Below are 23,658 nucleotides of genomic sequence, written 5' to 3' on the forward strand. Positions count from 1 at the left end.
CGGGCACGGCCGGCGAAGGGAGTGGACGCCATGTCATCGCTTCTCGCCAGGACGCTCGTGGAGGCCTACCTGTTCGTCGACCTCACGGCGATGGCCTCCGAGCAGGACGACGCGCACGAGCCGGCCCGCGACTACGAGGCCCACACCAAGCTCTCCGAGGGGTCGGGCGCCTGGCGGCTGCGCTTCGACGGGCACGGCCTCGGCCTAGCGCTCGCCTTCGAGGTTCTCGTGCCCTACGAGAGCGAGTTCCAGGCCAGGCGTGAGCACCTGCGGTTCGGGGACGGGCCCTCTCGGCTGATCGACGCCGGGCAGTGGCGGGTGGTCAGCGCGGGGTACGCCGCGCGGGCCATGGCGGACGATCTCCGCTACCGCGAGGGGTCAGAGGACTCGGCGTTGCTGGAGAGCGTGGTGCTCGGGTGGGAGTCCGCGCGGGACGCCGTCGCCGAGGTGGCCAAGTTCCTCCCCGAGGGCTCGGGCGAGGTGCCCGCCACCGCGTTCTGGTCCGACATGGGAGAGGCCGCGCTGCGTGACGAGCCTGAGCTGTTCACGCGGGAGGCGGTGGAGGGCGACGTCGCCTTCTTCCAGCGGAGGCTCGACGACCTCGCCGGCCCGCACCCCGAGGAGCACGCCGAGGGCTAGGAGGGCTTGATGGCCCGCACCCCGTGGACGAACGGCTTGGCGAGGTAGATCTTCCAGTCGAAGTCCGGGTCCGTCGGGTTCTGCTCGATGCTGTCGACGGCGCTGTAGGCGGACGAGCCCGCCATGCGGCCGAGGAAGTCCACCCAGCGGCTGTTCTCCGGCAGGAACTTCGGCATCTTGACCAGGTCCCCGACCGCGTTGAAGGCCATGTTCGCCCCGAAGCCCTGCGCGAACTGGACGGCGTTCAGCTCGGCCGAGAGCACGTCCCTGCCCTTGAGGTCCTTGCGCACGCCGGACAGGGCGAAGATGCCGGCCTGCAATGCCTGCTGGATCCCCGCGTAGGTGATGCTGTCGAGGGTGTAGTAGAAGGCGTTGTAGACGATCTTCTCCACGCTGAGCCGGAAGATCTTGAGCTGCGACTGGGCGAGCTTCTTGAAGAAGGTCTTCATGATCCGGTCTTCCACCATCTTGCCGACCCCCGCGGTGGTCCAGCCGTACATGGAGGTGAACAGCATGTTCGCCCAGAGCTGGACCGCCATCACGACCAGCACGTGGCGGATCGTCTCAACCGCGTCGGCGTACGACCGGCACCCGGCGGCGACCTTCCGGCAGTAGACCGCCACCTCCGGGGGGTAGTCGGCGAAGCCCTTCTGGGCCCTCGGGGCCGAGGCGGTGGCCCCGCCGGCCGTCCCCCGCCACAGCCGCTGGAAGGCGTCGATGCCCTCCCCGGAGTTGTCGCGCACCACCTGGGCCGCCGCGTCGTCCGCGGTGTCCAGGCCCTCCTCGATCTTCGTGGCCAGCCCTTCAAGGATGCCGGCGGCCTCCCGCAGGCCGCCCGGGTCTCCCTCGGGCCACTGGACCTCCAGCATCGCCGTGACGAACGCCGCGTGGGTCACGACCCCCGCGGTCAGGGTCGTGGCGCCGGGATGGGCGCGGGCGACGCTCCTCAGGGCGCCGAAGGGAGCGGGGCTCACGCGAACTCGGCCTTCGTGGTCGGGACGGAGAGCTCACCGGCGTACACCGTCTTCATCAGCCCCTCGATGGTGGCGAAGTCGGCCACCTGGATGTTCGCCCCTGAGACGTCGACGTCGTCCCCGAGGCGCGTGAAGCCCTCCACGATGTTCCCGACGTGCCGCCTGATCTCCGACGTGGCCGCCTCGTACCCCTTGTGGCCCGCGGTGCCCTCGTAGAACTTGTGGCCGTCCTCGTCGCCGCCCCAGAAGGCGCCCAGCGCGTCGAGGGCCGCCGTGGCAGCGGCGAGCGCGTCCCCCACGATGTCGCGGGCGGCGTGGAAGTCGCCCTTGCGCCTCTTCAGGCCGACCGCGCTCACGTCCGTCACTGAACGGCCGCCACCGGCCCGGCTCATGGAAAGGTCGTCTGGACTCATCAGCGAGGCTCTCCTCTTGCCGCAACCCTGACTGACAGCTCGAATGCTAGAAAGGCCGGGTTACCACGGATTTAAGGTGGAGTTTCGTCGCCGTACACGAGGGGCCGCCCGCACCGGAGCGACCGCCGTCAGTACCCCACGTAGCCGGAGCCGTTCTTCGAGCCCACGACGCCGGGCACGTTGGAGACGGACCCATAGCGCTCGATCGCGTAGCGCACGCCGGCGATGATGTTGTCCACCGGGTCGTAGATGCTCTTGTGCCCGGGGAGCGACCAGCGGTCGAACGTCGGGTCGATGGTCTGCATGAGCCCCTTGGACGGTGTCCCCGCCGCCGCGTTGGAGTCCCAGTTGTTGATCGCGTTGGGGTTGCCGGCCGACTCGTGCTGAATGATCATCCAGATGTCGTTGACGTTCATCTTCTCGACGGGGTAGCCGTGAGCCCTGAGGATCTCGATCGCCTGCTGGATCCAGTCGGCGACCTGCCCCTTCGGCGCGGGACCGCCGCCGGGCGGCGGGGGGCCGCTCGGCCCGTACCCCCCGAACCCTCCCCCGCCGCCGGGCGAGCCGCCGCCGGACGACCCACCGCCGGAGGTGCCGAAGAGGTCGGGGTCGATCTCGCTCTTGGGCACCGGCACCCAGTGGGTGGTGTGGCCGGGCCCGGGGACGAACGTCTGGTCGCCCGCGGCCGGGATGTCGGCGAACGTCGGCGAGATGGCGCCGAGCTCCTTGTCGATGTCGCCCTGTGCCGTCGAGAGCACCGTCTCGGCCGTCTCCACGTGCGCCCGCGCGAGGGAGACGGCATGGGCGACCTCTTGGGAGATGCCGGGTTCGAGCTCGTCCTCGGTGGCGTGGGGGTTGACCCTGCGGTACTCCGCGACCCAGGCGAGCACGTCGTCGCAGACCCCGCCGAGGTTCCGCTTCGCCGCCTCCACCGCGCCGGCGGCCGTGTCGAGGATGTTCGCGCAGTTGGCGAGCGCGTCGTGCAGGGCGTCGCCCGCGCGGCCGTACCGCCTCATGTACGCCACGAAGGCGTCGGCGGAGTCGCCCTTCCAGGCGGCGTCCACCAGGGTGACGGAGTTCCCGAGCACGCCCAGCTTCTCGACCGTGCTCGACGCGGCCCCGCGCCAGCGGGTGGCGACGGCCCTGATCGCGGCCGGATCACCCCTGGCCTTGTCCACCAGCGACACCAGCGCCTGACCCCCCGGCAGCGCCGCCACGGCCCCCGTGTCGGTCATATGGCGGGCAGCCCCTGCTCGGTGCCGTGCTCGGCGTTACGCACGTTGTCCTCGATGGTGTCCAGGGCGCGCTCCACGCCGTCGAGACGGCTCTTCACCATGCCCAGCTCGGCGTCCACGTGCCCCTCGACCCGGCCGATCGCGGCGGCCAGCGCCCCGGCGCCGGTCAGCGTGCCGAAGATGGACGGCCCGGCGGCGTCCTTGGCTGGGAACCCGTCGCCGACGGCGGCGAGCTTGCCCCCTTGGACGTTCACCGCGACGCGGAGCTTCGCGAGCGCGTCGCGGTTCAGATCGATGCCCACCGGGACCGGCTCCCTCCGCCGTCACCGCGAAACCCCCTGCCCGGGCGCCATGGCCCGCGACCGGCTTCTCGCGAAGCCGCGGGCCAGGCATACCGGACAGCGATCATATCGAGCGAGTGGCGATCGTCACAGGGCTCCGCGCGCTCAGCTCTCCGGGGCCGGTGGCGCGGACGGGGGCAGGAACGCCGTCTGGATGAGGCGGGAGCCGTACCTGCGGTCGACGTAGTACGCGCGGCCGGGCGGCAGCGCGTGCGGCCGTACGCCGAACAGCACGCCCTCGTCGCGGTCGCCCGACATGATGACGGCGGGGCTCGCCATGTCCTTGAGCCTCTGCATGACGGGGTCGAACATCGCCCGTCCCGCCCCGCCCATCGCGCGGGACAGCACGAGGTGGAGCCCGATGTCGCGCGCCTGCGGCAGCAGGTCGAGCAGCGGCCCCAGCGGGTTGCTGCCGGTGGCCACCAGGTCGTAGTCGTCCACGACGAAGTAGAGGTCGGCGCCCTTCCACCAGTTGCGCGAGCGGAGCTGGTCGGGGGTGAGGTCGGCCGGCGGCAGCCGCTTGACCAGCGCCTCCCTGGCCTCCGCGACCATCTCCCCCGCCGCCGTGCTGGAGGCCGCATAGCCGATGCGGTGCTCGGTGTACGCGGCGTCCAGCAGGGAGCGGCGGTAGTCGATGACGATGAGCCGCGCGTCGGCCGGGGCGTGCCGCGCGACGATGCCCTCGGCGACCAGCCGCAGCAGGTTGGACTTCCCGCTCTCGGTGTCGCCGATCACCGTGAGGTGCGGGTCGACGTCGAACTCCGCCGAGACCGGGGACAGCGTGGCCTCGTCGATGCCGATGGGGATGCGCGGCCCGGTCTGGTCGGGGCCGGGCAGCGCGTCCACCTGCAGGACGGCCGGCAGCAGCCGCACGCGCGGGGCGGGGCTGCCCTTCCACGCCTCCCTGACGCCGTCGACGAGCGCACGCACGCCCACCGTGAGATCGTCGGCCTGGCGGACCCCGTCGACGCGGGGCAACGCGCTCAGGAAGTGGAGCCCGTCGCGGGTCAGGCCCCGGCCGGGAACTCCCTCGGGCACGGCCATGGCGGTCTTGCGGTTGACCTCCGACTCGTAGGCGTCGCCGAGGCGCAGCTCCAGCCGCGAGCCGAACAGGTCGCGGATGCCGGGCCTGAACTCCGACCACTTGTTGGTCGCGGCGACGACGTGGATGCCGTACCCGAGGCCGCGGGCGGCGAGGTCGGTGATGGTCGGCTCCAGCGTGTCGAAGTCCTGCCGCACCGTGAGCCAGCCGTCCACGACCAGGAAGACGTCGCCGAACTCGTTGCCGGTGATCGCGCCCTCGGCGACCTGGCGCCGGTAGGTCGCGAACGAGTCGATGCCCCGCTCGGCGAACTCCCGCTCCCGCTGCTGGAGCAGGCCGGTCACCTCGGCGACGGTACGGCGCACGCGGTCGCCGTCGAGCCGGTTCGCCACGCCACCGACGTGGGGCAGCCCCTCCAGGGACGACAGCGTGCCGCCGCCGAAGTCCAGGCAGTAGAACTGCACCTCGCGGGGGGTGTGGGTGAGCGAGAGCCCGGCGATCAGCGTGCGCAGGATCGTGCTCTTCCCGCTCTGCGGCGAGCCGACGACGGCGAGGTGGCCCGCCGCGCCCGACAGGTCGACGCCGAGCGGGTCGCGCCGCTGCTCGAACGGCCGGTCGACGATGCCGAGCACGGCGCGCAGCTTGCCGCGCCCGGCCCAGCCCGCGGTGGTCAGGCCGTGCTCCGGCGTGATGCTCAGCGGCGGGAGCAGGTGGCTCAGGGTCAGCGGCTCGGCCAGCGGCGGCAGCCAGATGCGGTGCGCCGGCGGGCCGTACCCCTCGAACTGGCGGACCATGATGTCGAGCAGGCTGTCCCTGCCCGCCGCCGCGGCCGCGGGCTCAGGCTCGGGGTCGGGCTCCCGCGCGGGGACGGGCGGCGGGATGTAGGCCGGGCCGTACACCACGACCTGGTGCTGGTCGGCCGAGGCGCGGCGCTCCTGGCGCGCCTCCGGCGCGAACGGGCCCGACACGTAGGCGGCCTTGAACCTCGTCATCCCGCTGGTGTCGAACTTCAGGTAACCGTTGCCCGGCGCGGAGGGCAGCTCGTAGGCGTCGGCGACGCCCAGCACGACCCTGCTCTCCATGGCCGAGAAGGTGCGCAGGCCGATGCGGTACGACAGGTGGGTGTCCAGGCCGCGCAGCCTGCCCTCCTCCAGCCGCTGGGACGCCAGCAGCAGGTGCACGCCAAGCGAGCGGCCGAGCCGGCCGATCATGACGAACAGGTCGATGAACTCCGGCTTGGCCGAGAGCAGCTCGCTGAACTCGTCGAGCACCACGAACAGCGTGGGCATCGGCCGCAGGTCGGCGCCCTGCTCCCTCGCCCGCTCGTAGTCGCGCAGGGAGGCGTAGTTGCCCGCCGAGCGCAGCAGCTCCTGACGGCGCACCATCTCGCCGTGCAGGGCGTCGTACATGCGGTCGACCAGCGGGAGCTCGTCCTCCAGGTTGGTGATGACGGCCGAGACGTGCGGCAGCGACTCCATGCCGAGGAACGTCGCGCCACCCTTGAAGTCGACGAGCACGAAGTTGAGGATCTCCGAGGAGTGGGTGGCGGCGAGCCCGAGCACCAGGGTGCGCACCAGCTCGCTCTTGCCGGAGCCGGTGGCGCCGATGATGAGGCCGTGCGGCCCCATGCCGCCCTGGGCGGACTCCTTGATGTCCAGCTCGACCATGCGGCCGTCGGCGCCGAGCCCGATCGGCACCCGCAGCCGGTTGCGCGGCGCGCGGGGCCGCCACAGCGCGGGGATCTCCAGATGGCGCGGGTCCGCCACGCCGAGCAGGTCGCTGAGCGTCATGTTGGTGGCCAGCACGTCCTGTCCGTCGCCGCTCTTGGCGGTGGAGGCGCGCAGCGGCGCGAGCTGGCGTGCCAGGCCGTCGGCCTGGAGGAAGGACAGCCGGTCGGGCCGGCCGAGCCCGGTGACGAGCTCCTTGCCCGCGTGGTCGAGCTGGACGCGGTTGAACCGGTCGGGCAGGACCTCCAGCCGAAGCGTGATGCCCTCCTCGGTGAGGGCCGTCGAGCCACTGAGGTCGATGACGGTGACGCCCTGGATGGCGTCCGCGCCGAGCTGGGAGTCCTGCGGGACGTACCCGCCGTCGACGATCACCACGTGGTACGGCAGGGCCTCCACCGAGGCGCCGGGCCTGAACCTGCCGCGGTCCTTGAGCTCGCCGCCGAGCAGCCTGTCGAGGTCGCTCAGGTCGTCTGCCATGAGCCGCACGGGGCCTGCCGCGTCGGTCTCCTCCGGGTGCAGGGCGTGCGGCAGCCACTTGACCCACTCCCACTGGGCCATCCAGTCCTTGCCGGCGCACACCGCGACGCGCATGTCCTCCGGGGAGTGGAAGACCGCGAGCTGCCCGACGAGCGCCCGCACCAGGTCGCGGATGGCCTTCGGCTCGCCAGTGGGCACGATGCGGGCGAAGGAGTGGAGCGCCATGGCGATCGGCAGGTCGTCCACGGTGGAGTGGGCCCCGACGAAGCGGCGCAGCGCCCCGGCCGACATGGCGTCGAGGTCCTCGACCGGCTTGGACTCCGGCGGGATGAGCTGCACGGCAAGGCGCTGGGTGCCCGTGCCCACCCGCACGGTGGCGAAGTCGCCGTCGCGGGGCCTGCGCTCCCACAGGCGCGGGCCCATGGCGACCGACCACAGCGAGTCGGGGTCGGGGCCGTTCCAGTGGAGCGCCTCGCGCTGCTGGCGGGCCGCCCTGCGCACCTTCTTCCGGGTCTGCGACAGGTAGCGGAAGTAGTCGCGCCGCAGGCCGTTGAGCCGCAGCTTGCGCTCCCCCGAGGCCCGGCCGAGCTGGCTCAGGCTCATGCCGACCATCGAGAAGGCGAACATGCCGCTGGCGACGTACATGATGGGGTTCCCGCCGCCGCCCGCGGTGAACATCAGGGCCATCGCGGCGCCGCCCGCCACCATCGGCATGAAGGTGAGGACCTGGGTGAATCCGGCGGAGGTGGTCTCGGGGATCTCCGGGGGCGACTCCAGCAGGATCTCGCCCCTCGGCGGTGCCGGAGGCGGCCGCCGCTCGGGCCGCCGGACAACGACTATGCCCACATCGCTCCATAGCTCAGGGGATCTGCCCGGGAACCGTGCGTGCCGACCTGTTCCAGGACCTTCGTACCGACCAGCTAACCGTAGCGAACCTCGATCATGGGGCCGGCAGAGTCTCCCCGAAGAAACCTGGACATATCCCGCCCTCTCGCGTCATGTCAGCCCGCTACGGTATTCGCGTGATCTCTTTGGAGCCGGTGTGACGCTCAATCCGATGGCGGGACCGCCCGCGCGCGGTCCAGGGGGGCCCGGAGCCGCGCTGGACGTGATGAACGGGGCGCCCAAGGCGGCGGTCCTGCGCGCGCCGGGATCCGCCATCGCCATGAGCCGGGTGACGATCGTCACCCCCCGCAAGCGGATCGACCTGGCGGTCCCCTCCGACCTCCCGCTGGCGCACGTGCTGCCGAACATGCTCACCGCCGCCGGCGAGGGCGGCGACGACACCGTGCTGACGACCACCGGATGGGTCCTGCAGCGTGTCGGCGGCCGGGCCCTCGACCTGGACGCGAGCATGAGCACCCTCGGCATACTCGACGGCGAGGTCCTCTACCTCCTGCCGCGCCCCTCCGAGCTGCCCGAGGCCGTCTTCGACGACGTGGCGGACACCATCGCCACGGGGATCAAGGAAAGGTCCGGCCGGTGGCAGCCCAGGCACACGCGGGCGGCCGGCCTCGGCACGGCCGTCGCGCTGCTGGTCGCCGGAGCCCTCCCGCTCACCGTGGCGGGGCCGCCCTGGACGCTGACCACCCTCGTGGCCGGCCTGTTCGCCCTGCTGCTGGTCGGGGCCGGGGCCGCGCTCTCGCGCGCGCTCGGGGACGCGCCGGCCGGAGCCGTCATCGGGTACACCGCCCTGCCGTACGCCTTCATGGCCGGGCTCCTCGCGCCCGCCAAGGCCGGGAGCCTGCTCTCGCTCGGGGCGCCCAACCTGCTCGCCGGATTCGCCATGACCGCGCTGGCGGCCACGGTCGCCGGATGGGCGATCGCCGAAGGGCTGCCGAACTTCTTCGGCGTCATGGTGGCCTCCATGGCGGGCGCGGCAGGGGCGGCGATCGTGATGGTGTGGGACGCGTCCCCGTCCGGCGTCGCGGCGCTGGTGGTCGCGGTGCTCCTCGCGTGCACGCCGCTGATCCCCGCGCTCTCGTTCCGGCTCGCCCGGCTCCCGCTGCCCTCCGCTCCGAGGAACGCCGAGGAGCTGCGCGACGACAAGCAGGAGCTCGACGGGCCGGACGTGAAGAGGCGCGCGGTCGAGGCCGAGCGGTTCGCCACCGGCCTGGCGGCGGGCGTCGCCCTGGTCGCGCTGGCCTCCCAGCTGTTCCTGTTCGGCGCGACCGGCTGGATCGGCAGGACCATGGAGGTCGTGCTGGCGCTCGCGCTGATGATGCGCGCCCGCGTCTTCCTCGGCGTCGGCCAGCGCCTGTGGCTGCTCGCCGCCGGGGTGGCCGGGCTCGTGATCCTGCTGATCGCCCTGGCCCTGGCGGGCCCGCTCGCCGCCCTCCTGGTGAGCCCTGCCCTGCTGGCGATCGCGGGGGTGGGCGCCGGGATGGGCCTCTTCCTGCCCCAGCGGCGCCCGACGCCGTTCTGGGGCAGGGCGGGCGACATCGCGGAGTTCACGCTGATCGCCGCCCTGTTCCCCCTGGCGCTCGGAGTGCTCGACGTCTACGGCTGGGTGCGCGGGCTCGCCGGGTAGCGCGGATCTAGGGCTGGGTGGTGGGAAGGCGGGGATACTCGGGGTCCCGGCCGCGCTGTGCCAGGCCGATGAGCGACTTCGTCAGCATCTGCTGCATCGTGGGCATGACGTCCCAGCCCGTCTTGCCGTCCTCCAGGTTGAGGGTGACGGTGTAGGCGGTGCTGCCGAACAGGAACGAGGCGGAGTCCCCGAGGTCGTTCTCGGGGAAGACCTTGCCCAGGCGGCCGAGCTTGGTGGCGTCCCAGAGCCCGAAGAAGACCATGCACGCGGCGAAGTCCTTGAACGTCGCCGAGGCGTTGTCGGAGAAGGAGCCGAGGTCCTCGCCGTAGTACGCCCGGGCGCCGAGCGCCAGCGCCTCGTCGCCCAGGGCGAAGATGCCGCTGCCGACGGCGTACCCCGTGAGCTTGGTGATCACGATCTTCATGGTGGCGTTCTCCAGGAGCTTCAGCAGCACCTGCGCCTGGACCTTCTTGTACAGGCGGTCCACCAGCCACTTGGACAGCGCCGCGCCCTGGGCGCCGACCCACGGCCAGGAGGCGGCGAGCATGAGCTGCGCGTAGCTGGTCAGGGCGGCCACCTTGAGCGCGCGCCTCGCCGTCTCGACCGCCTCGGCGTACTCCTCGCACGCCTCCGCCACGCGCCTGCAGTACGCCGAGACCTGGGGAGGGTAGGCCACGACGCCGCCCGGCGGGCTGCCGAAGCCGCCGACCGACCAGTATCGACGAAACGCCTCCGAGCCCTGGCTCGGGTGCTCCTGCCACACCTTCTTGGCGATCGCATCGGTGTCGGTGGTGTTGGCGTCGATCCGCGCGGCGAGCTTCCTCCAGACCTTGCCCGCCTCGCGGGCCCCGTCGGGGTCGCCCTCCGGCCAGTCGGAGAGGATCATCGCCGCCACGAACGCGGCGATGCCGCTCGTCCCCGCGGGGTACAGCGCCCAGCGGCCGAGCATCACTTCGGGACCTCCGGCAGCTTGGGGATGGAGTCCCAGTCGGCGACCTCCACGTTCTTCCCCATGAGGTCGAGACGGTCCCCGATGCCGGCGTGCACCTTGCCGAGCACGCGGATCTCGTCGTGGACGTCCTCCGACCTGGTGCGGTAGCCCGACCTGTCCCCCTTGCCGTCGTGGAACCCCCGCCCGGCGTCGTCGTCGCCCCAGAAGTTCCCGATGCCCGCGAGCTCCGTCTCGGCCTCCTTGAGCGCCTCCGTCAGGTCCACGCCCTGGGCTTCGAGCAGCTTGCCGAGCTGCGTGAGCCCCGCCGACGACAGGTCCAGGACCTTGCCTTGCTCAGTTGGATACGACATTCATCGAAGATACACGCATTTCCTACCAAGATTTGGGATATAGATCCTGATACGCCGCCATCATCCATGATCCATCAGTAGCTTTCTGGTACTCCGCTTCCCAGGGGTCCCTGAGTGGGTCTCGGTTCGTTCACGGTGGTGGGCCATGAGCGAGGACGAGCCGGAGTTCGGTTACGGCGGAGGACGGCGCCCGTTGTGCGGGTGCCACCGCACCTGCACTACTGCAGAAAATTCAGCAGTTGGCGTGTGGTCTCCTCGGGTGCCTCTTCTGGAATGAAGTGACCGACTGGTACCGGGCCGCCGCGAACGTCATCGGCCCACTCCTGCCATATCGCGAGCGGATCATCGTAGAGTTTCGCGACCGAACCGCGCTGGCTCCAGAGGAAGAGTACGGGGCAGGAGATCCTCCGGTTCTCGCGATCCGCCTCGTCCTGCTGGTAGTTCAAGGTCGGGGATGCGCGGAACTCCTCGCAGATGGCGTGCACCGTATCGGGGTGGTTGAATTTCTCGATGTACTCGCCGCGTACCTCGGTTGGGAAAGCGTCCTTCACCTCGGACCACGTGTTGAGCATGAAGTCGACCAGGTTGGCCGGTGCCGCGTTGATGAACTGTTCCGGTACCGGTTCTGGCGCGGCGAGGAAGGACCATTGCCAGTAGAGGAGGCTGAAGTTTTTGTCGGCACGGTTGTACGCGTCGCCGACGGGAACGACGTCCATGACGGCGAGCCGGAGAACAGCATCCGGGTGATCCAGTGCGAGACGGTAGGCGCAGCGTGCCCCGCGATCGTGTCCAACGATGCTGAACTGGTCGTAGCCCAGATGTCGCATGACCCCGAGCTGATCACGGCCGATCGCGCGCATGCTGTAGGGCTCGTGATCGGCGGTACTGGGCGGCTTGCCGCTGTCGCCGTACCCACGCAAATCGGTGGCGACGACGGTGTAGCGCTCGGCGAGGTGGGGTGCTACCCGATGCCACATCAGATGCGTTTCCGGAATACCGTGCAGGAGCAGCAGAGGCGGTCCGTTACCGCCTCGGCGTCCGTGGATCGACGCACCCGCGGTAGAGATGTCGAACTCTTCGAATCGATCGAACATGGCCACGAACCCCCTCGAGACTCAAGGATCGTCCTGTCCTGTCGCAACCGGCGGTCAGCGTTAACGATGAATCTCTCTTGCCGTTGACCAGCCAAGTGGCCGGCGGCGTCGGCCTGTCGGCGGCATGATCACGCCTTGGTCCTCGCCCCTCCGGTCGACGCCGGCGTTCCCGGTCCTCAGCTCCGGTCCGCAACAGACCCTGGACCGACGTGGCCTGATCTTCACTGGTGGCCACGACCCCAGGTTACCCCGGCACGGGCAGTGTCACCCGGCCTGTCACCAACGTCCCCGCAGATCACGGTGGTTCGGTGACCAAGTGACAGCAGCGACAAGGCAGACCGGTTCGCTCGTCACCGTGTGGACCCGGGCGCGGTCTGACCCTGGTCATCGGCCTGCCTCTCGGCACGAAGACGCCAGGATCACAGTGAAAATCCGACCGACGTGCCGAGGGGCACCCGGACGTGCCTCCGGGTGCTCCTCGGCCGCGTGCGGGGTCAGCGGGTGGAGTAGGCGCGGATCACCTCCTGCCGGAGGGTGTTGCCCTGCTTGTCCGAGGCGTTCAGCCGGAGCGAGACGAAGCCCTTGCCTCCCTGCGACCGGTCGAGCTGCGCCTTGTACGAGCCGGCCCCCGCGGAGGTCAGGCGGCGTACCGGACGCCAGGTCGCGCCGTCGTCGTAGGACACCTCCAGCGAGACGTCCTTGACGGCGATCTCCGCCGCGCCCTGCTGGTGGTAGAGCCTCAGGCCGAGGGACGACGGGTCACCCCGGTTCTCCTCGTCCACCGCGATGTCATAATCCGCGAGCAGCAGCGGGACCACGGTCTTCGCGCCCTCCGCCGGTCGCTCCGAGGTGAACGTCCAGACCGAGCTGGTCTTCGTGGACAGCTTGGCCCAGACGGCCTGGTTCTCGACGTCGAACTCGATGCGGTAACCGGACTTCTCCACAGGGAGGGCGACGGTCCCGGAGGGCAGGTACTCCGTTCGCGCGAGCTCCTTGTCGCCCTGGTACAGCGCGAAGTCGGTGCGCAGGCCCTGCTCGAAGTCGCTCGAGTACGCGGGGCCGAAGTTCCCTGCCGCGTCCACGAAGCCCTGCATGGAGACGCGCAGCAGGTCGCCCTCCCTGCGCACGGGGTTGAGCGGGTTGACGCCCGGGGTCAGCGGCTGCTTGAACCATTCCATGCGGGTCTTCTGGCCCGGCTTGTAGACGTGGTAATCGGGGTTGTTGAGCGCCAGACGCGGCGTCTCCGGACGAGGCCACATGTGGTTGTACGGCATCTCGGGAATGGTCGCGCCGTGGTTCCACCGCACGTCCGGGTCCGTGGTGGTGTAGGTGACCCGGGTGCGGGGCAGGTGCGGCACCGGCCGGTTGACGGTCATCGAGTAGGTGTCCGAGGGCTCGAAGGCGTACCTCGCCTCGTTCCCGGCCACGTCGCCGGCGAGCTGGGTGTGGAAGTCGGCGTCCTCCCTGGCCAGCGACTTGTCGCGCACGACGTACCGGAGGTCGGCCGGCACCCGGCCCTGCTCGCGCAGGAGCAGGTCGTACTGGTAGGGGCTGGCCGCGACGCCGGTCGCGAGCACCGGCACGGGGATACGGCCGAGCGCCGAGAGGAGCTCGCGCCCCTCCTCCTGCGACAGCCGCACGGTCGGGACGGTGAGCTTGGTGCCCCACCCGCCCGGGGAGGGGTCCACGCCGGGACGGTCGTTGTAGATCGCCACCATCTTGGCCCCGGCGGCCGCCGCGTTGTTGGACTGGTCCGCGACCGTGATCGCGTCGCTGCGCCGGACCAGGGCCAGCCTGCCGCGCAGGTTCCTGCCCTTGAGGTCCTCGGGCCTGCCCTGCCCGGCGTCGGCCGTCAGCAGGAGCTCGGTCCCGTCCAGCCTGGGGAACTCGGTGGAGTAGTCGCTGAACCACACCGGGTCGTAGTAGTCCGGGTTCAGCTCGACGCCGAGGGCCTTCATCGTGATGGCCGGGGCCTCCAGGCGCCAGCGGGTGGAGACGGAGAAGAAGCCCTTGGTCACCTTCGCGGTCGGCTGCACGAAGAGCCGCTCCTCGATCTGCGAGCCCGGGGTGACGTACGTGCCGCTGCGAAGCGGGGTGTCCCCCTGATTCCCCGACCGGTACCAGATGAGCTGCGCGGCGGCCCCCAGGTTGCGCTTGGTCCTGTGGTCGGGGGTCTCGGTCCTGACCTCGACGGCCTTGCGCGCGTCCAGCACCACCTCGGTGTTCCCGCTGATCCGCGTCTCCGGATCGCCCGTGAGGCTCTCGTTCAGCGGCGTCCCGTCGGCCGTGCTCCCGGCCCACGCGGGCATCGTGAGAACGTGGCCGAGGACCGAGTAGGTGCCCGGCCGTACGAGCAGGCATGTCCCGTCCCCGTACGGCTCCTCCGTGCACGGCGCGGTGGCGTCCCCCGGGAGCATGCGGCCGACGACGACGCCCCTGTCCAGGTCGAGCACGGTGAAGCGGCCGCGCGCCGGGCGGCCGTCCCTGCCGATGCCCCTGACCCTGAGCTCCACGCGGGCTTCCTCCACCTCGCCGGTGAGCAGCGCCCGCACCTTGCCGCCCTGCGGAGCGGTCGCGGAGAGCTCCTCGCGCAGCGGGCGCATGGGCGCCCCGGCGGGGTCGAGGGCGACGGTGACCTCCGCCGTCCCCACCGCTGGGACGGTGACCGTCTCCGGTGACACGGTGAACGTCCCGGTGCTCTTGAGCGCGAGCTGTACGGGCGCGGTGGTGAGGTTGCGGTAGGTCATCGTCCGGGTCACCCGGGCACTGCCCTTGATGACGCGGCCGAAGTCGAGCGCGCCCCCGGAGGCCACGACCTGGCCGGCGAGCGCCCCGGCGACGTCCACCCGCCCGGTGCCCTGCTCGTCGACCGTGTTGCCGTCCTGGTGCTCGGCCGTGCCCATCAGCAGGGCCTTCAGCTCGCCCCCGCGGATGCCGGGCCGGGCCTGCCTGAGCAGCGCGGCGGCCCCCGCCACGTGCGGGGTGGCCATGGACGTGCCGGAGAGCCTGGTGTAGGAGGCGTCGACCGGCTCGCCGAGGGAGGTGCCGGCCGCCTTGGCCGCCACGATGCCCACGCCAGGCGCGGTGAGGTCGGGCTTGACCGACGAGTCGCGCGCGATGGGGCCCCTGCTGGAGAAGACGGCCAGCTTGTCGGCGCCGTCGACGGCCCCCACGGTCAGCGCCGAGGCGGCGTCCGCGGGGCTGCCGACGCACCTGTCGCATCCGTCGTTGCCCGCCGCCACCACGAAGAGCGAGCCGTACTCCCGTGACAGCTCGTTCACCGCCTCGGTGAGCGGCCCGCCGGGCGCGGGGCTGCCGAGGCTCATGTTGACGATGTCGGCGTGCTTCTCGGCGACCGCCCACTCCATGCCGTCGATGATCCCGGACAGGCTGCCGGAGCCGTCCTCGCCCAGCACCCTGCCGTTCAGCAGCGTCGCGCCGGGCGCCACACCCTTCAGCCGCCCGCCGGAGGCCGCGCCGCTGCCGGCGATGGTGTCGGCGACGTGCGTGCCGTGCCCGTGGCGGTCGCCCGGGCCGTCCGTGCCGGTGAAGTCCCGCGCGTCGGCGACCTTTCCGGCCAGGTCAGGGTGGCCGGAGTCGATGCCGGTGTCGAGCACGGCCACGGTCGTTCCGGACCCGTCGTACCCGGCCGTCCAGGCGGCGGGCGCGGAGATCTGCGGGACGCTGTGGTCGAGTACCGCCTTCACGCGGCGGTCCAGCCAGATCTTGTCGATGCCCGCCAGCGGGCCGGCCGCCTTCGGGGTCTCCGTACCGCTCTCGGCCCGGGCGAGCTCCGCCAGCGCGCCGCCGAGCTCGGCGGCCCGCTTCTTGTCGGCCGACGCCCCGGCGCCGCCGATGCTCTCCAGGCGGCGCGTCACCCTGGTCGCGGGGATCGCGGGCGGCGCGACGGCCTTGGCCGCCTGGCCGGTGTAGGTGAGGATCAGCGGAACCGTCCCACTGGCGGAGTCGGCTCCCCCCTCGTCGATCAGCGTGGTCAGGTTGAACAGCTCGGGGTCCAGGCGGCGCGGGACCAGGCCGATGACGTCCTCGGGGATGACGCTCAGCTCGCCCCCGCTCTCCTGAAGCTGGAAGCTCGGCGTGCGCCCGTCCGCTCGGGGCGCTGGGGTGACCGTGGCCGTCCTGTGCCCGTCACCGAGGACGGTGACGTGGACGAGGTCCCCGGTCACCAGCGTGACGTCGAAGGAGCCCGGAGCGGCGGTGAGCGCGCCGGGCCGTGCCTTGGCGGCGTCCGGGCCGCTGGAAACGTTTTCGGCATGGGCGCTGGGCATCCCCGCCGAGGCGGGAGCTCCCAGCGCGGCACCGCATGCCGCCGCTACGGCGACGGTCGCCGTTACCCATCGTCGCATCAACGGACCTCCGGAATTCGGTAAGCAGATCAACCGAATTCCTAACGGCCGGGGTCAGGAGGTGTCCATGCTTTATCACCGGCTAGATAACGACTTGTCGCAAACCCGCCATACGGATGTGACAGAACCCGCCTACCGTTTGGTTCGTGGTCGACACAGGCGGAAAGCAACCCCCCAGGGCCGTGGCCGACATCGCGGGCAGGCGGCTGCTGGAAGGCCTCGGCGTCACCGGCGCCGAGGAGGGGGCGTACCGCGCGCTGCTGCGGCACGGCCCCGCCACCCTCACCGAGCTCGCGTCCGAGGCCGAGGCCTCGGTGGCCGGGCTGCGCCGGATGCTGCCACGGCTGGAGGACCTCGGCCTGGTCGCCCGCCTCGCCGGCCGGCCGCTGCGGCTGATCGCCACGCCACCGCACCTCGCGGTGGACGCGCTGGCGGCGCGGCGCCAGGAGGAGATCGCGCACAGCCGGGCGGCCTCCGCCCTCCTCGCGGCCGAGGTCGCCGACCGCCCCGGCCCGCAGCCCGAGGAGCTCGTCGAGGTCGTCATCGGACAGGCGGCCGTGGCCAGGCGCTACCTGCAGATCGAGCGCAACGCGACCGAGGAGATGCTCGTGCTGGTGCATCCCCCCTACGCCGTCGACCTCGACCTCGGCGAGGACGAAAGGCCGCCGGCACTGGGGAGCCGTGTGCGGACCAGGGGGATCTACGGCCCGCGCGCGTTCGAGGAGCCGGGCCTGTACGCGCACACCCGCCGGTCCGTGGCCGACGGCGAGCAGGCGCGTGTCGGTCACGTCCCGATGAAGCTGGCCGTGGCGGACGGCCGCACGGCGATCCTGCCGCTGGGCTCGGAGGAGGACCGTGCCGTGGAGAGCGCGCTCGTCGTCCACCCCTCCGCGCTCCTCGACGCGCTGGTCGGGCTGTTCGAAGTGCTGTGGCGCGCCGCCACCCCTCTGCCCGTGGGGCCGCTCCCGCCCGCGCCCGGCGAACCCCTGGCGTCCCTGGCGCCGGTGGCCGCGCTGGACCGGTTCGACGCGGACGTGCTGGCGCTGCTGACCGCCGGGCTGAAGGACGACGCGATCGCGCGGCAGCTCGACATCAGCCTGCGCACGGTGCAGCGGCGGGTGCGGACCCTGTGCGACCACCTCGGCGCGGACACCCGGTTCCAAGCCGGCCTGTTCGCCGCCCGGCAGAACCTCCTGGACGGCTGACCCTCGCTCTAACGCACGTCGCGGGACCAGGGGTCGCCCATCGCGCGGGCGGCGTCGTCCAGCCACGATCGGATGCCCTCCGGGTCCGTCGGGAGCCTCTCCCCGCCCATCGCGTCGCGCAGCATCTCGTCGTTCTTCAGCCGGGCGTCGTGCTGCGCCGCCCGCACGGCCTCGGTCACGGCCTCGGCGATGGACGCGCTGTCCAGCCGCATGACCCGGGGGTCGAGCGTGACCTCCCGGATCTGACCGCCGCCGTCCACGGCCGCGCCGACCAGCCCGCCGGCCGCCGTCCCCTCGCCGGTGACCGCCCCGAGCCCGTCGAAGACACCGCTGAGGCGCTCGAGCGCCTCCCTGCTCTCCTCGGCGATCCGGTCGAAGTCCTCCGGCCGGAAGTTCTCAGGATCGAACACGGGCGTCGCTCCTCCGCTGGACGTTCACGGCTTGTACTTCTCTGGCAGGTTCTGCTTGGGCGACTTCCAGTCGAAGCCGGCGTGCGGCGGCAGGTTCCCCACCGCACCAGGGGGTGCCGGCGGAGGGGGCTGGAACGACGGCAGCCCCTTGGTGTCGATCATCGCCTGCTTGAAGTCGATCCGGGCGGCACCGGTGGGCTGCAGGTTGAACATCTGGACGAACGCCTTGCCCGCGAAGTAGACCGACATGCCGCCCGCCACGGCGGCGACGGTGTTCGCCAGCATGCTCGTCGAGAGAGCGATCACGGAGGTGGCCATGAGGCCGAGCGCCTGCAGGTGCGCGTATCCGAAGGGCGCGAGCGGGGTCGCCAGCATCGCGGCGGCGAGCGGCAGGGCGGCGAGCAGCACGGCCACGACCCTGCCCAGTGCCAGCCAGTAGGCGCGGAAGGCGTCGCCGAGCTCGTCGACGATGCCCGCGATGTTCTTGATGTATCCGCGGAGGCTCTCCAGGGCCTCCTGGAGGCGCTCGATGGCGTCGACGAAGGCGTCGTGGTCCTCCGCGATCCACCCGTCCTTGCCCTTGTCGCCGAGGTTGCGGGCGAAGCTCTTGATCGCGGTGTCCAGGCGGGAGTGGAGCGATTCCCAGTTGTTGTAGGCGTCCGCCATTCCGGGAACGTTCGCGACGGCGGTCGTGGCGATCCCGATCCCGATGATCAACGGGCGGGACAGCGTGGCGGCCCTCCACATGGCCTTGAGGATCGATGCCGCGCTGCCCCCGGCGGTCGTCAGAGAAGGCCCGTACGGCACGGCCGGCATGCTTCAGGCTCCTATATCGCAGGTGCTCTCGCTGGAGGAGGCGCTAGACGTAGACGACCTCGGACCGGTCCTCGGCCGTACGCCAGTTGACCCGGGCGGTCTCCAGCCGGTCGGTCATGTCGGACAGGGTGAAGATGGCCTCGTCGAACTTCCCCTGCACGTCGTCCTGGATGTGCCGATAACGCAGGCCGATGGCCACCTCGCCGATCGCCCCCCACCCGGGAAACCCGACGACGGTGGTGTCCACCAGGGCACGCCACTCCCTTACGGCGGGCAGCACGTCCTCGTTGATCTCCTTGATGATGCTCGCGATGGCCGCCGAGGTGACGTACTTGTCCTGCCCCATATCCCCTCCATGATCCGATTTCCCCGCTGATGTCCTACCAGGCCCCGAGGGTCGATGGCCCTGTCCGGCACCTTTGTTCACCGTCTTCTACAAGATCGGAAAGATGCAGGATGGTCGGTGTTCATCCCGGTGTCGCCGTGACTGCCGGGGTTTCCGGGGTTGTAGGGTTCCTCGGTGTCGGCTGTCCGGCGGTGATGACGGGGGTTTGAGAAGCCATGACAGAGTTCGGCGACTTCGCGAGCATCGATGTGGAGAAGCTGCTCGGCTCGGCACAGAAACAGCTTGCCCAGGTGGAGGAGCTCCAGAGCCGCACCGCCGAGCTGGTCGGCCGCGCCAGGGACAAGGACGGGCTCGTCACCGTCGGGTACACCTCGCAGGGCCTGCACGAGCTGGAGCTGAACCCTCGCGCGATGCGCCTGGCGTCCGCGGACCTGGCCGAGCTGATCAAGAGCGTGGCCCGGGAGTCCGCGGCGGACCTGGAGCGGCAGACGCACGAGCTGATGGAAGAGATGTTCGGCGCGGACAACCCCATGAACCTGCTCAGGGATCCCGACGCCGCCCTCGCGCAGGTGAAGCAGGCCGAGGCCGCCTACGACCGCACATTCGAGGAAGTGATGTCAGATCTGGAGCAGATCCGGCGTCGCCTACAGTCCTGACCCGATACCTGTACGGCGCCCGCCCACCTGATCCACCACCCGGCGCCGAGCCGGAGATTCGAGTCTCCGCTCCGCCGGGTTTCGCGCCACAGCGGACGGCTCTTCGGAGTGCCGCTAGATGTTGGAGAGCGGGATGCGCGCCTGCTTCACCTGCTCCTGGCTCGCGCTCATGGCGGTGACCTTGGACTCCAGCTCCCCCTGCTTGGCCTGGACCATGGTGAACACCATCGCCGCGGCACCTGCCGCCATTCCGTACTTCTTCACCAGGCCGCCTATGGTCACCTGCGCGCCCGTGGCGGCGACCTCCGACGTCGCCTGCGACGCCACGTTGACGACCGGAATGCCGCGTGTCGCGATGGTGTAGATCGTCAGAGCGGTGAGAAGCGCTCCCACGGCACCGGACGCCACCGCGCCGCAGAAGGAAAGCTCGGCCATCCCGTGCATGATCTTGCCCGAGTCGTCGTGCACGCTCTTGCCCTCGTCGATGTTCTTGACCATCATCTCGACCGCCCCCTTGAACGCCTCCTGGTCCTGGGCGGTCCAGTCCTTCGCGGGCACATCGCTCACATGCTTCTGGAGGTCGGCCCCCACGCCTTCCAGTGCCTTGGCGATCTCACCCCACTTGTCCCCCGCCCTGGACAGGGGGCCGGGCTTGGACGCCATGCCCGCGATGGCCAGCCCGATAATGCGCCCTCTGATGGGGTTCACAACGCAGTACCCCAGCGCTCCAAGGACCCCGGCGACGTACCCGTACTCCCAGCCTTCGTAGCTCACGGCTTCATCTCCGATTTGATCCCGTCGAGGCTCTTCAGCACGTCACCATGACTGGCTTTCCAGTTCTCGCCGGAACGCTTCAGGTCGTCGCGCCAGATCTCCATCTGCTTGCGCACCGCTTCGATGTAGCTACCGGAGCCGGCGCACACGCCACCGTGGGCGCCGGAGATCGGCATGCCCACGGCACCGCAGTCGAGGAAGCCGATGTGGTTGTTCCCCGGCTCCTTCTTGACGGCCTCCGCCTTGGCGCCGGGCCCGTTGTAGATCTTGACGCCGAGGTCGATGACGGCCTCGTGCTTGACCTCACGGGTGCCGGCTTTCCCGTCGCCCTTGTCCTTCCCGTCGCCCTTGCCGTCCTTGCCGTCCTTGCCGGATTTGCCGTCGTCCTTGCCCGTCCCGCCGTTCTTGCCGCCGCCTCCGCCGGTCCCCCCGGTAGGAATGTCGGGAAAGCCGCTGCCGCCGCCTCCCCCGCTCGGAGCCTGGGGCACGCCGATACCGGGGTGACTTGACGAGCCCGCACCCGAGGGATCGGACGGACCGGGAAGCTTCGGGTCGGGGATGCTCGGATCGGGCACCTTGGGGATCTCGGGGTCCTGGTACCCGGGCGCGTTCGGGGCGGGAACCCCGGGCACCGACGGATCCGGAACCCCGGGGACACTCGGGTCAGGGATGCCGGGAACATTCGGATCCGGCACGTTCGGGTCGGGCACGTTCGGGTCGGGCACGTTCGGATCCGGCACGTTCGGATCCGGCACGTTCGGATCCGGCACGTTCGGATCCGGCACGTTCGGATCCGGCACGTTCGGATCCGGCACGTTCGGATCCGGCACGTTCGGATCCGGCACGTTCGGATCCGGCACGTTCGGATCCGGCACGTTCGGATCCGGCACGTTCGGATCCGGCACGTTCGGATCCGGCACGTTCGGATCCGGCACGTTCGGGTCAGGGGCGTTCGGGTCGGGGGCGTTCGGGTCGGGGGCGTTCGGGTCGACGGGATGGACCGGGCCGTTCGGATCCGCCGGCCCGCTCGGATCGACGGAGTCCGGGGAGTACGGGTCCCCCTGCGTGGAGCCGGACGGGTCGCGGGCGTCCGGACCGGCGGGGCCGCTGGGCTCGACGGGGCCGCTGGGCTCGACGGGGCCGCTCGGGTCGGCAGGGTTGTTCGGGTCCGCGGGGTTGCTCACCTGGGGGTACGTCGTGTCCCGCGCCTCCGGGTACGACGGGCCCGTCACCTGGTACAGCGGATCGGCGCCCGCGGGGTCACCGGTCGAGACAGAGTTCTCCTGACCGTACGGATGGCCGGGGCCGGAGAGGCTCGGGTCCGCGGCGACCGGGCCGTCCGCCGCCGAAGGCTGCCCGGACGCGCTCGCGCCGACGGCGTGCGACGCGGACCCGCCGTCGGGCACCGCGTACGGCCCGCCCGTGACGGTGCCGGCCGAGGCGGACGCGAAGGCGCCGCCCTCGGAGGCGGAGGAAGTGGAGGTCCCCGATGAGGTGGAGGTCACCGACCCGTTCAGCAGCGCTTCTATGCCCAGTTGCCCGCTCACTCCCGCCCCCGCTTCGCACCCGACAGCACGTGATCAACCCTGGAAATGCAGACTAGCCCAGCCTCCGCCGGGCCGTACAGAAAGGCGCCGAGCCGGCCCCGCGGTCGCGTCCGGGGGCGAATCCCCTCTTCAGGCCGGGCTTGATCCCCGCCCCCTCGCACGCTTCTATGCTGTCCGCGAGGACCCGCCAGGCAAGGCTTGAGGTGGCATGCAGACTCGTCGAGATCTTTACCAGGCGCACCGGCTGATGACGCAGCGCCTGGGCATGGCCCTGCTCCAGGGAGAGCCCGACGTCCCTGAGTCCCCCATGCGCAGGCACAACGTCGCCATGTTCTGCGGCGTGCTGGTGGCGGTGCTGGTCGTGGCGGGCTTCGGCGTCTGGGGGCTGATCAAGCCGGGCGGCGCGACCTCCCTCACCGAGCCGGGCACGCTGATCGTCGAGGAGCAGACCGGCGCGACCTACGTCTACAGCCGGCAGGAGACCAAGCTCATCCCGGTCGCCAACTACACCTCGGCCAGGCTGCTGCTCGACAGCGAGGACGTGAAGGTGCGCACGGTGTCGTCCGCGTCGCTGGCGGGCTTCACCCGGGGCACGCTGGTGGGCATCCCGGGGGCGCCCAACTCGCTGCCCGCGCCGGAGAAGCTCGTCCACGGCCCATGGTCGGCCTGCGTGGCCGAGAGCGTGGACCCGAGCGGCACCCGCAGGCCGTACGTCTCGCTGGTCGGCGGCATGGACGTCGGCGGCAGGCCGTTCGGCGGGGACGCCATGATCGCCGACGACGGCCAGCAGTCGTGGGTGATCCTCGCGGACCGCCGCCTGCGGGTGTCGGACGCCGGAGTCCGCGCCCTGACCGCCGAGCAGCCCCGCCAGGTGCCCGCCACCTGGCTCAACGCCCTCCCCATCGGCCCCGATTTCCGGGGTCCCGCCATCTCGGGCCTCGGCGGGAGGGTGCACGGGCCGGACGGGCGCGCCTCCGCGGTCGGCCGGGTGTACACCGTGCCGGCGGTGACCGGCGGCGCCCCCCGCTGGTACGTGCTGCTGCGCGACGGCCTGGCCTCGATCACCCAGACGCAGGCCACCCTGCTCCTGCAGGATCCGGCGAGCAAGGGCGCGTACGGCAGGAGCCCCGTGCGCGCCATCGAGCTCGACGCGGCCCGTGCCAACGCGGCCCCGCAGTCGCGCACGTCACTGGCCGCCGGCGGCCTGCCCTCGACGATGCCCGAGGTCACCAGCCCCGACCCCGCGTCACAGCTGTGCGCCGTCTACCCCGACACGGCCAAGGGATCGACCCGCGCGCGGCTGACGATCGGCAGCCGTGTCCAGATCCCGGTTCCGCAGGGCGCCGCCTCCGACCAGGACCACGTCGACCAGGTGATGCTGCCTCCGGGCGGCGCGGTGCTCGCGGGGCTGCTGCCCGGGGAGGGCCAGCTCGACGCGGTCCAGAACTATTCGCTGGTCACCGACCAGGGGCGGCGGTTCGCCCTGGCCTCGGCCGATCTGCTGCCCAAGCTCGGCTACGAGCAGAGCGAGGTCGCCCCGCTGCCGGCCCAGCTGCTGCACCTGATCCCGGAGGGCCCGCCCCTGGACCCGGCGGCCGCTCGCGTGCCCGTGCCGGTCAGCCAGGCGGAAGTCCTCAAGCCCTGACGGCGTGAGCGACGAGGGGTACGCGAAAGCGTTACTGACTCGCAATGTGACGTCTGTCCACTGTGTTGCGAATGATCCTAATGTGGAGTTGATCAGCATCGCGGGGGCGACGATGCGC

The 23,658-nt window shown here is 71.1% G+C and carries 19 protein-coding genes; 5 read left to right on the top strand and 14 right to left on the bottom strand.

Annotated elements, in window-relative coordinates; translation table 11 throughout:
• Positions 1-30: 30 nt before the first annotated feature.
• Positions 31-639, top strand: a complete 609-nt coding sequence (locus tag ACOZ38_RS34210; RefSeq protein ID WP_424535182.1) for a hypothetical protein — start codon at positions 31-33, stop codon at positions 637-639.
• Here the strand turns inward: ACOZ38_RS34210 and ACOZ38_RS34215 are convergent.
• The 5 genes from ACOZ38_RS34215 to eccCa all read right to left on the bottom strand — a co-directional run bounded on the left by ACOZ38_RS34215 (position 636) and on the right by eccCa (position 7,694).
• Positions 636-1,613 (bottom strand): hypothetical protein, encoded by a 978-nt coding sequence (locus ACOZ38_RS34215; protein WP_424535183.1) that lies wholly within the window; start codon positions 1,611-1,613, stop codon positions 636-638. The genes ACOZ38_RS34210 and ACOZ38_RS34215 overlap by 4 nt on opposite strands.
• Positions 1,610-2,026 (bottom strand): hypothetical protein, encoded by a 417-nt coding sequence (locus ACOZ38_RS34220; RefSeq protein ID WP_424535184.1) that lies wholly within the window; start codon positions 2,024-2,026, stop codon positions 1,610-1,612. Before ACOZ38_RS34220 ends, ACOZ38_RS34215 begins: the two co-directional genes overlap by 4 nt.
• Before the next feature lie 128 nt (positions 2,027-2,154).
• Positions 2,155-3,261, bottom strand: coding sequence for a transglycosylase SLT domain-containing protein (locus ACOZ38_RS34225; protein WP_424535185.1), 1,107 nt, complete (start codon positions 3,259-3,261; stop codon positions 2,155-2,157).
• The gene (locus tag ACOZ38_RS34230) at positions 3,258-3,563 is read right to left on the bottom strand and encodes a hypothetical protein (RefSeq protein ID WP_424535186.1); all 306 of its coding nucleotides are present in this window, start codon (positions 3,561-3,563) and stop codon (positions 3,258-3,260) included. The genes ACOZ38_RS34225 and ACOZ38_RS34230 overlap by 4 nt, the downstream gene beginning before the upstream one ends.
• A gap of 144 nt (positions 3,564-3,707) precedes the next feature.
• Entirely contained in the window at positions 3,708-7,694 is a 3,987-nt protein-coding gene (eccCa, locus tag ACOZ38_RS34235; RefSeq protein ID WP_405140166.1) for a type VII secretion protein EccCa, read from the bottom strand.
• A 196-nt stretch (positions 7,695-7,890) separates the two neighbouring features.
• Here eccCa and eccD point away from each other — a divergent pair, with 196 nt between their 5' ends.
• Positions 7,891-9,378: a type VII secretion integral membrane protein EccD gene (eccD, locus tag ACOZ38_RS34240; protein WP_424535187.1), complete on the top strand. Its 1,488-nt coding sequence runs from the start codon at positions 7,891-7,893 to the stop codon at positions 9,376-9,378.
• A gap of 7 nt (positions 9,379-9,385) precedes the next feature.
• Here eccD and ACOZ38_RS34245 read toward each other — a convergent pair whose 3' ends face one another.
• The 4 genes from ACOZ38_RS34245 to ACOZ38_RS34260 form a co-directional block, all read right to left on the bottom strand.
• On the bottom strand, positions 9,386-10,327 hold the full coding sequence (locus tag ACOZ38_RS34245) for a hypothetical protein (protein WP_424535188.1): 942 nt from the start codon (positions 10,325-10,327) through the stop codon (positions 9,386-9,388).
• Entirely contained in the window at positions 10,327-10,680 is a 354-nt protein-coding gene (locus tag ACOZ38_RS34250; protein ID WP_424535189.1) for a hypothetical protein, read from the bottom strand. Before ACOZ38_RS34250 ends, ACOZ38_RS34245 begins: the two co-directional genes overlap by 1 nt.
• Positions 10,681-10,898: 218 nt before the next feature.
• Positions 10,899-11,774 carry an alpha/beta fold hydrolase gene (locus ACOZ38_RS34255; protein ID WP_424537136.1) on the bottom strand — a complete coding sequence of 292 codons (876 nt, stop codon included), beginning with the start codon at positions 11,772-11,774 and terminating at the stop codon, positions 10,899-10,901.
• A 494-nt stretch (positions 11,775-12,268) separates the two neighbouring features.
• A complete protein-coding gene (locus ACOZ38_RS34260; protein WP_424535190.1) occupies positions 12,269-16,141 on the bottom strand; it encodes a S8 family peptidase in 3,873 nt (1,290 codons plus the stop codon).
• Positions 16,142-16,287: 146 nt separating this feature from the next.
• Between ACOZ38_RS34260 and ACOZ38_RS34265 the strand changes: the two genes are divergently transcribed.
• Positions 16,288-17,346: a helix-turn-helix domain-containing protein gene (locus ACOZ38_RS34265; protein ID WP_424535191.1), complete on the top strand. Its 1,059-nt coding sequence runs from the start codon at positions 16,288-16,290 to the stop codon at positions 17,344-17,346.
• An 8-nt stretch (positions 17,347-17,354) separates the two neighbouring features.
• Here the strand turns inward: ACOZ38_RS34265 and ACOZ38_RS34270 are convergent, their stop codons facing one another.
• The 3 genes from ACOZ38_RS34270 to ACOZ38_RS34280 are packed head-to-tail and all read right to left on the bottom strand — an operon-like array spanning position 17,355 to position 18,918.
• The gene (locus tag ACOZ38_RS34270; RefSeq protein WP_424535192.1) at positions 17,355-17,756 is read right to left on the bottom strand and encodes a YbaB/EbfC family nucleoid-associated protein; all 402 of its coding nucleotides are present in this window, start codon (positions 17,754-17,756) and stop codon (positions 17,355-17,357) included.
• Between the two features lie 24 nt (positions 17,757-17,780).
• Complete coding sequence (locus tag ACOZ38_RS34275; protein ID WP_405140188.1) at positions 17,781-18,572, bottom strand: hypothetical protein; 792 nt, start codon at positions 18,570-18,572, stop codon at positions 17,781-17,783.
• Between the two features lie 43 nt (positions 18,573-18,615).
• On the bottom strand, positions 18,616-18,918 hold the full coding sequence (locus tag ACOZ38_RS34280; RefSeq protein WP_424535193.1) for a hypothetical protein: 303 nt from the start codon (positions 18,916-18,918) through the stop codon (positions 18,616-18,618).
• Between the two features lie 215 nt (positions 18,919-19,133).
• On the opposite strand from ACOZ38_RS34280, the gene ACOZ38_RS34285 reads away from it, so the two are divergent.
• The gene (locus ACOZ38_RS34285) at positions 19,134-19,574 is read left to right on the top strand and encodes a YbaB/EbfC family nucleoid-associated protein (protein WP_424535194.1); all 441 of its coding nucleotides are present in this window, start codon (positions 19,134-19,136) and stop codon (positions 19,572-19,574) included.
• Between the two features lie 114 nt (positions 19,575-19,688).
• Here the strand turns inward: ACOZ38_RS34285 and ACOZ38_RS34290 are convergent, their stop codons facing one another.
• Positions 19,689-20,348: a hypothetical protein gene (locus ACOZ38_RS34290; RefSeq protein WP_424535195.1), complete on the bottom strand. Its 660-nt coding sequence runs from the start codon at positions 20,346-20,348 to the stop codon at positions 19,689-19,691.
• A gap of 79 nt (positions 20,349-20,427) precedes the next feature.
• Positions 20,428-21,504: a Cys-every-fifth RiPP peptide CefA gene (locus tag ACOZ38_RS34295; RefSeq protein WP_424537137.1), complete on the bottom strand. Its 1,077-nt coding sequence runs from the start codon at positions 21,502-21,504 to the stop codon at positions 20,428-20,430.
• Positions 21,505-22,103: 599 nt separating this feature from the next.
• Here ACOZ38_RS34295 and eccB point away from each other — a divergent pair.
• Complete coding sequence (gene eccB / locus ACOZ38_RS34300; protein WP_424535196.1) at positions 22,104-23,540, top strand: type VII secretion protein EccB; 1,437 nt, start codon at positions 22,104-22,106, stop codon at positions 23,538-23,540.
• Positions 23,541-23,658 lie beyond the last annotated feature (118 nt).

Source organism: Sphaerisporangium viridialbum (assembly GCF_049674955.1).
Classification (GTDB): Bacteria; Actinomycetota; Actinomycetes; order Streptosporangiales; family Streptosporangiaceae; genus Sphaerisporangium; species Sphaerisporangium viridialbum.

What these genes read in the sequence shown, in the direction of transcription:
- ACOZ38_RS34210 (WP_424535182.1), top strand. Translation starts at nt 31, where the DNA reads ATGTCATCGCTTCTCGCCAGGACGCTCGTGGAGGCCTACCTGTTCGTC.
- ACOZ38_RS34220 (WP_424535184.1), bottom strand. Translation starts at nt 2,026, where the DNA reads ATGAGTCCAGACGACCTTTCCATGAGCCGGGCCGGTGGCGGCCGTTCA.
- ACOZ38_RS34225 (WP_424535185.1), bottom strand. Translation starts at nt 3,261, where the DNA reads ATGACCGACACGGGGGCCGTGGCGGCGCTGCCGGGGGGTCAGGCGCTG.
- ACOZ38_RS34245 (WP_424535188.1), bottom strand. Translation starts at nt 10,327, where the DNA reads ATGCTCGGCCGCTGGGCGCTGTACCCCGCGGGGACGAGCGGCATCGCC.
- ACOZ38_RS34250 (WP_424535189.1), bottom strand. Translation starts at nt 10,680, where the DNA reads ATGTCGTATCCAACTGAGCAAGGCAAGGTCCTGGACCTGTCGTCGGCG.
- ACOZ38_RS34255 (WP_424537136.1), bottom strand. Translation starts at nt 11,774, where the DNA reads ATGTTCGATCGATTCGAAGAGTTCGACATCTCTACCGCGGGTGCGTCG.
- ACOZ38_RS34260 (WP_424535190.1), bottom strand. Translation starts at nt 16,141, where the DNA reads ATGCGACGATGGGTAACGGCGACCGTCGCCGTAGCGGCGGCATGCGGT.
- ACOZ38_RS34275 (WP_405140188.1), bottom strand. Translation starts at nt 18,572, where the DNA reads ATGCCGGCCGTGCCGTACGGGCCTTCTCTGACGACCGCCGGGGGCAGC.
- ACOZ38_RS34280 (WP_424535193.1), bottom strand. Translation starts at nt 18,918, where the DNA reads ATGGGGCAGGACAAGTACGTCACCTCGGCGGCCATCGCGAGCATCATC.
- ACOZ38_RS34285 (WP_424535194.1), top strand. Translation starts at nt 19,134, where the DNA reads ATGACAGAGTTCGGCGACTTCGCGAGCATCGATGTGGAGAAGCTGCTC.
- eccB (WP_424535196.1), top strand. Translation starts at nt 22,104, where the DNA reads ATGCAGACTCGTCGAGATCTTTACCAGGCGCACCGGCTGATGACGCAG.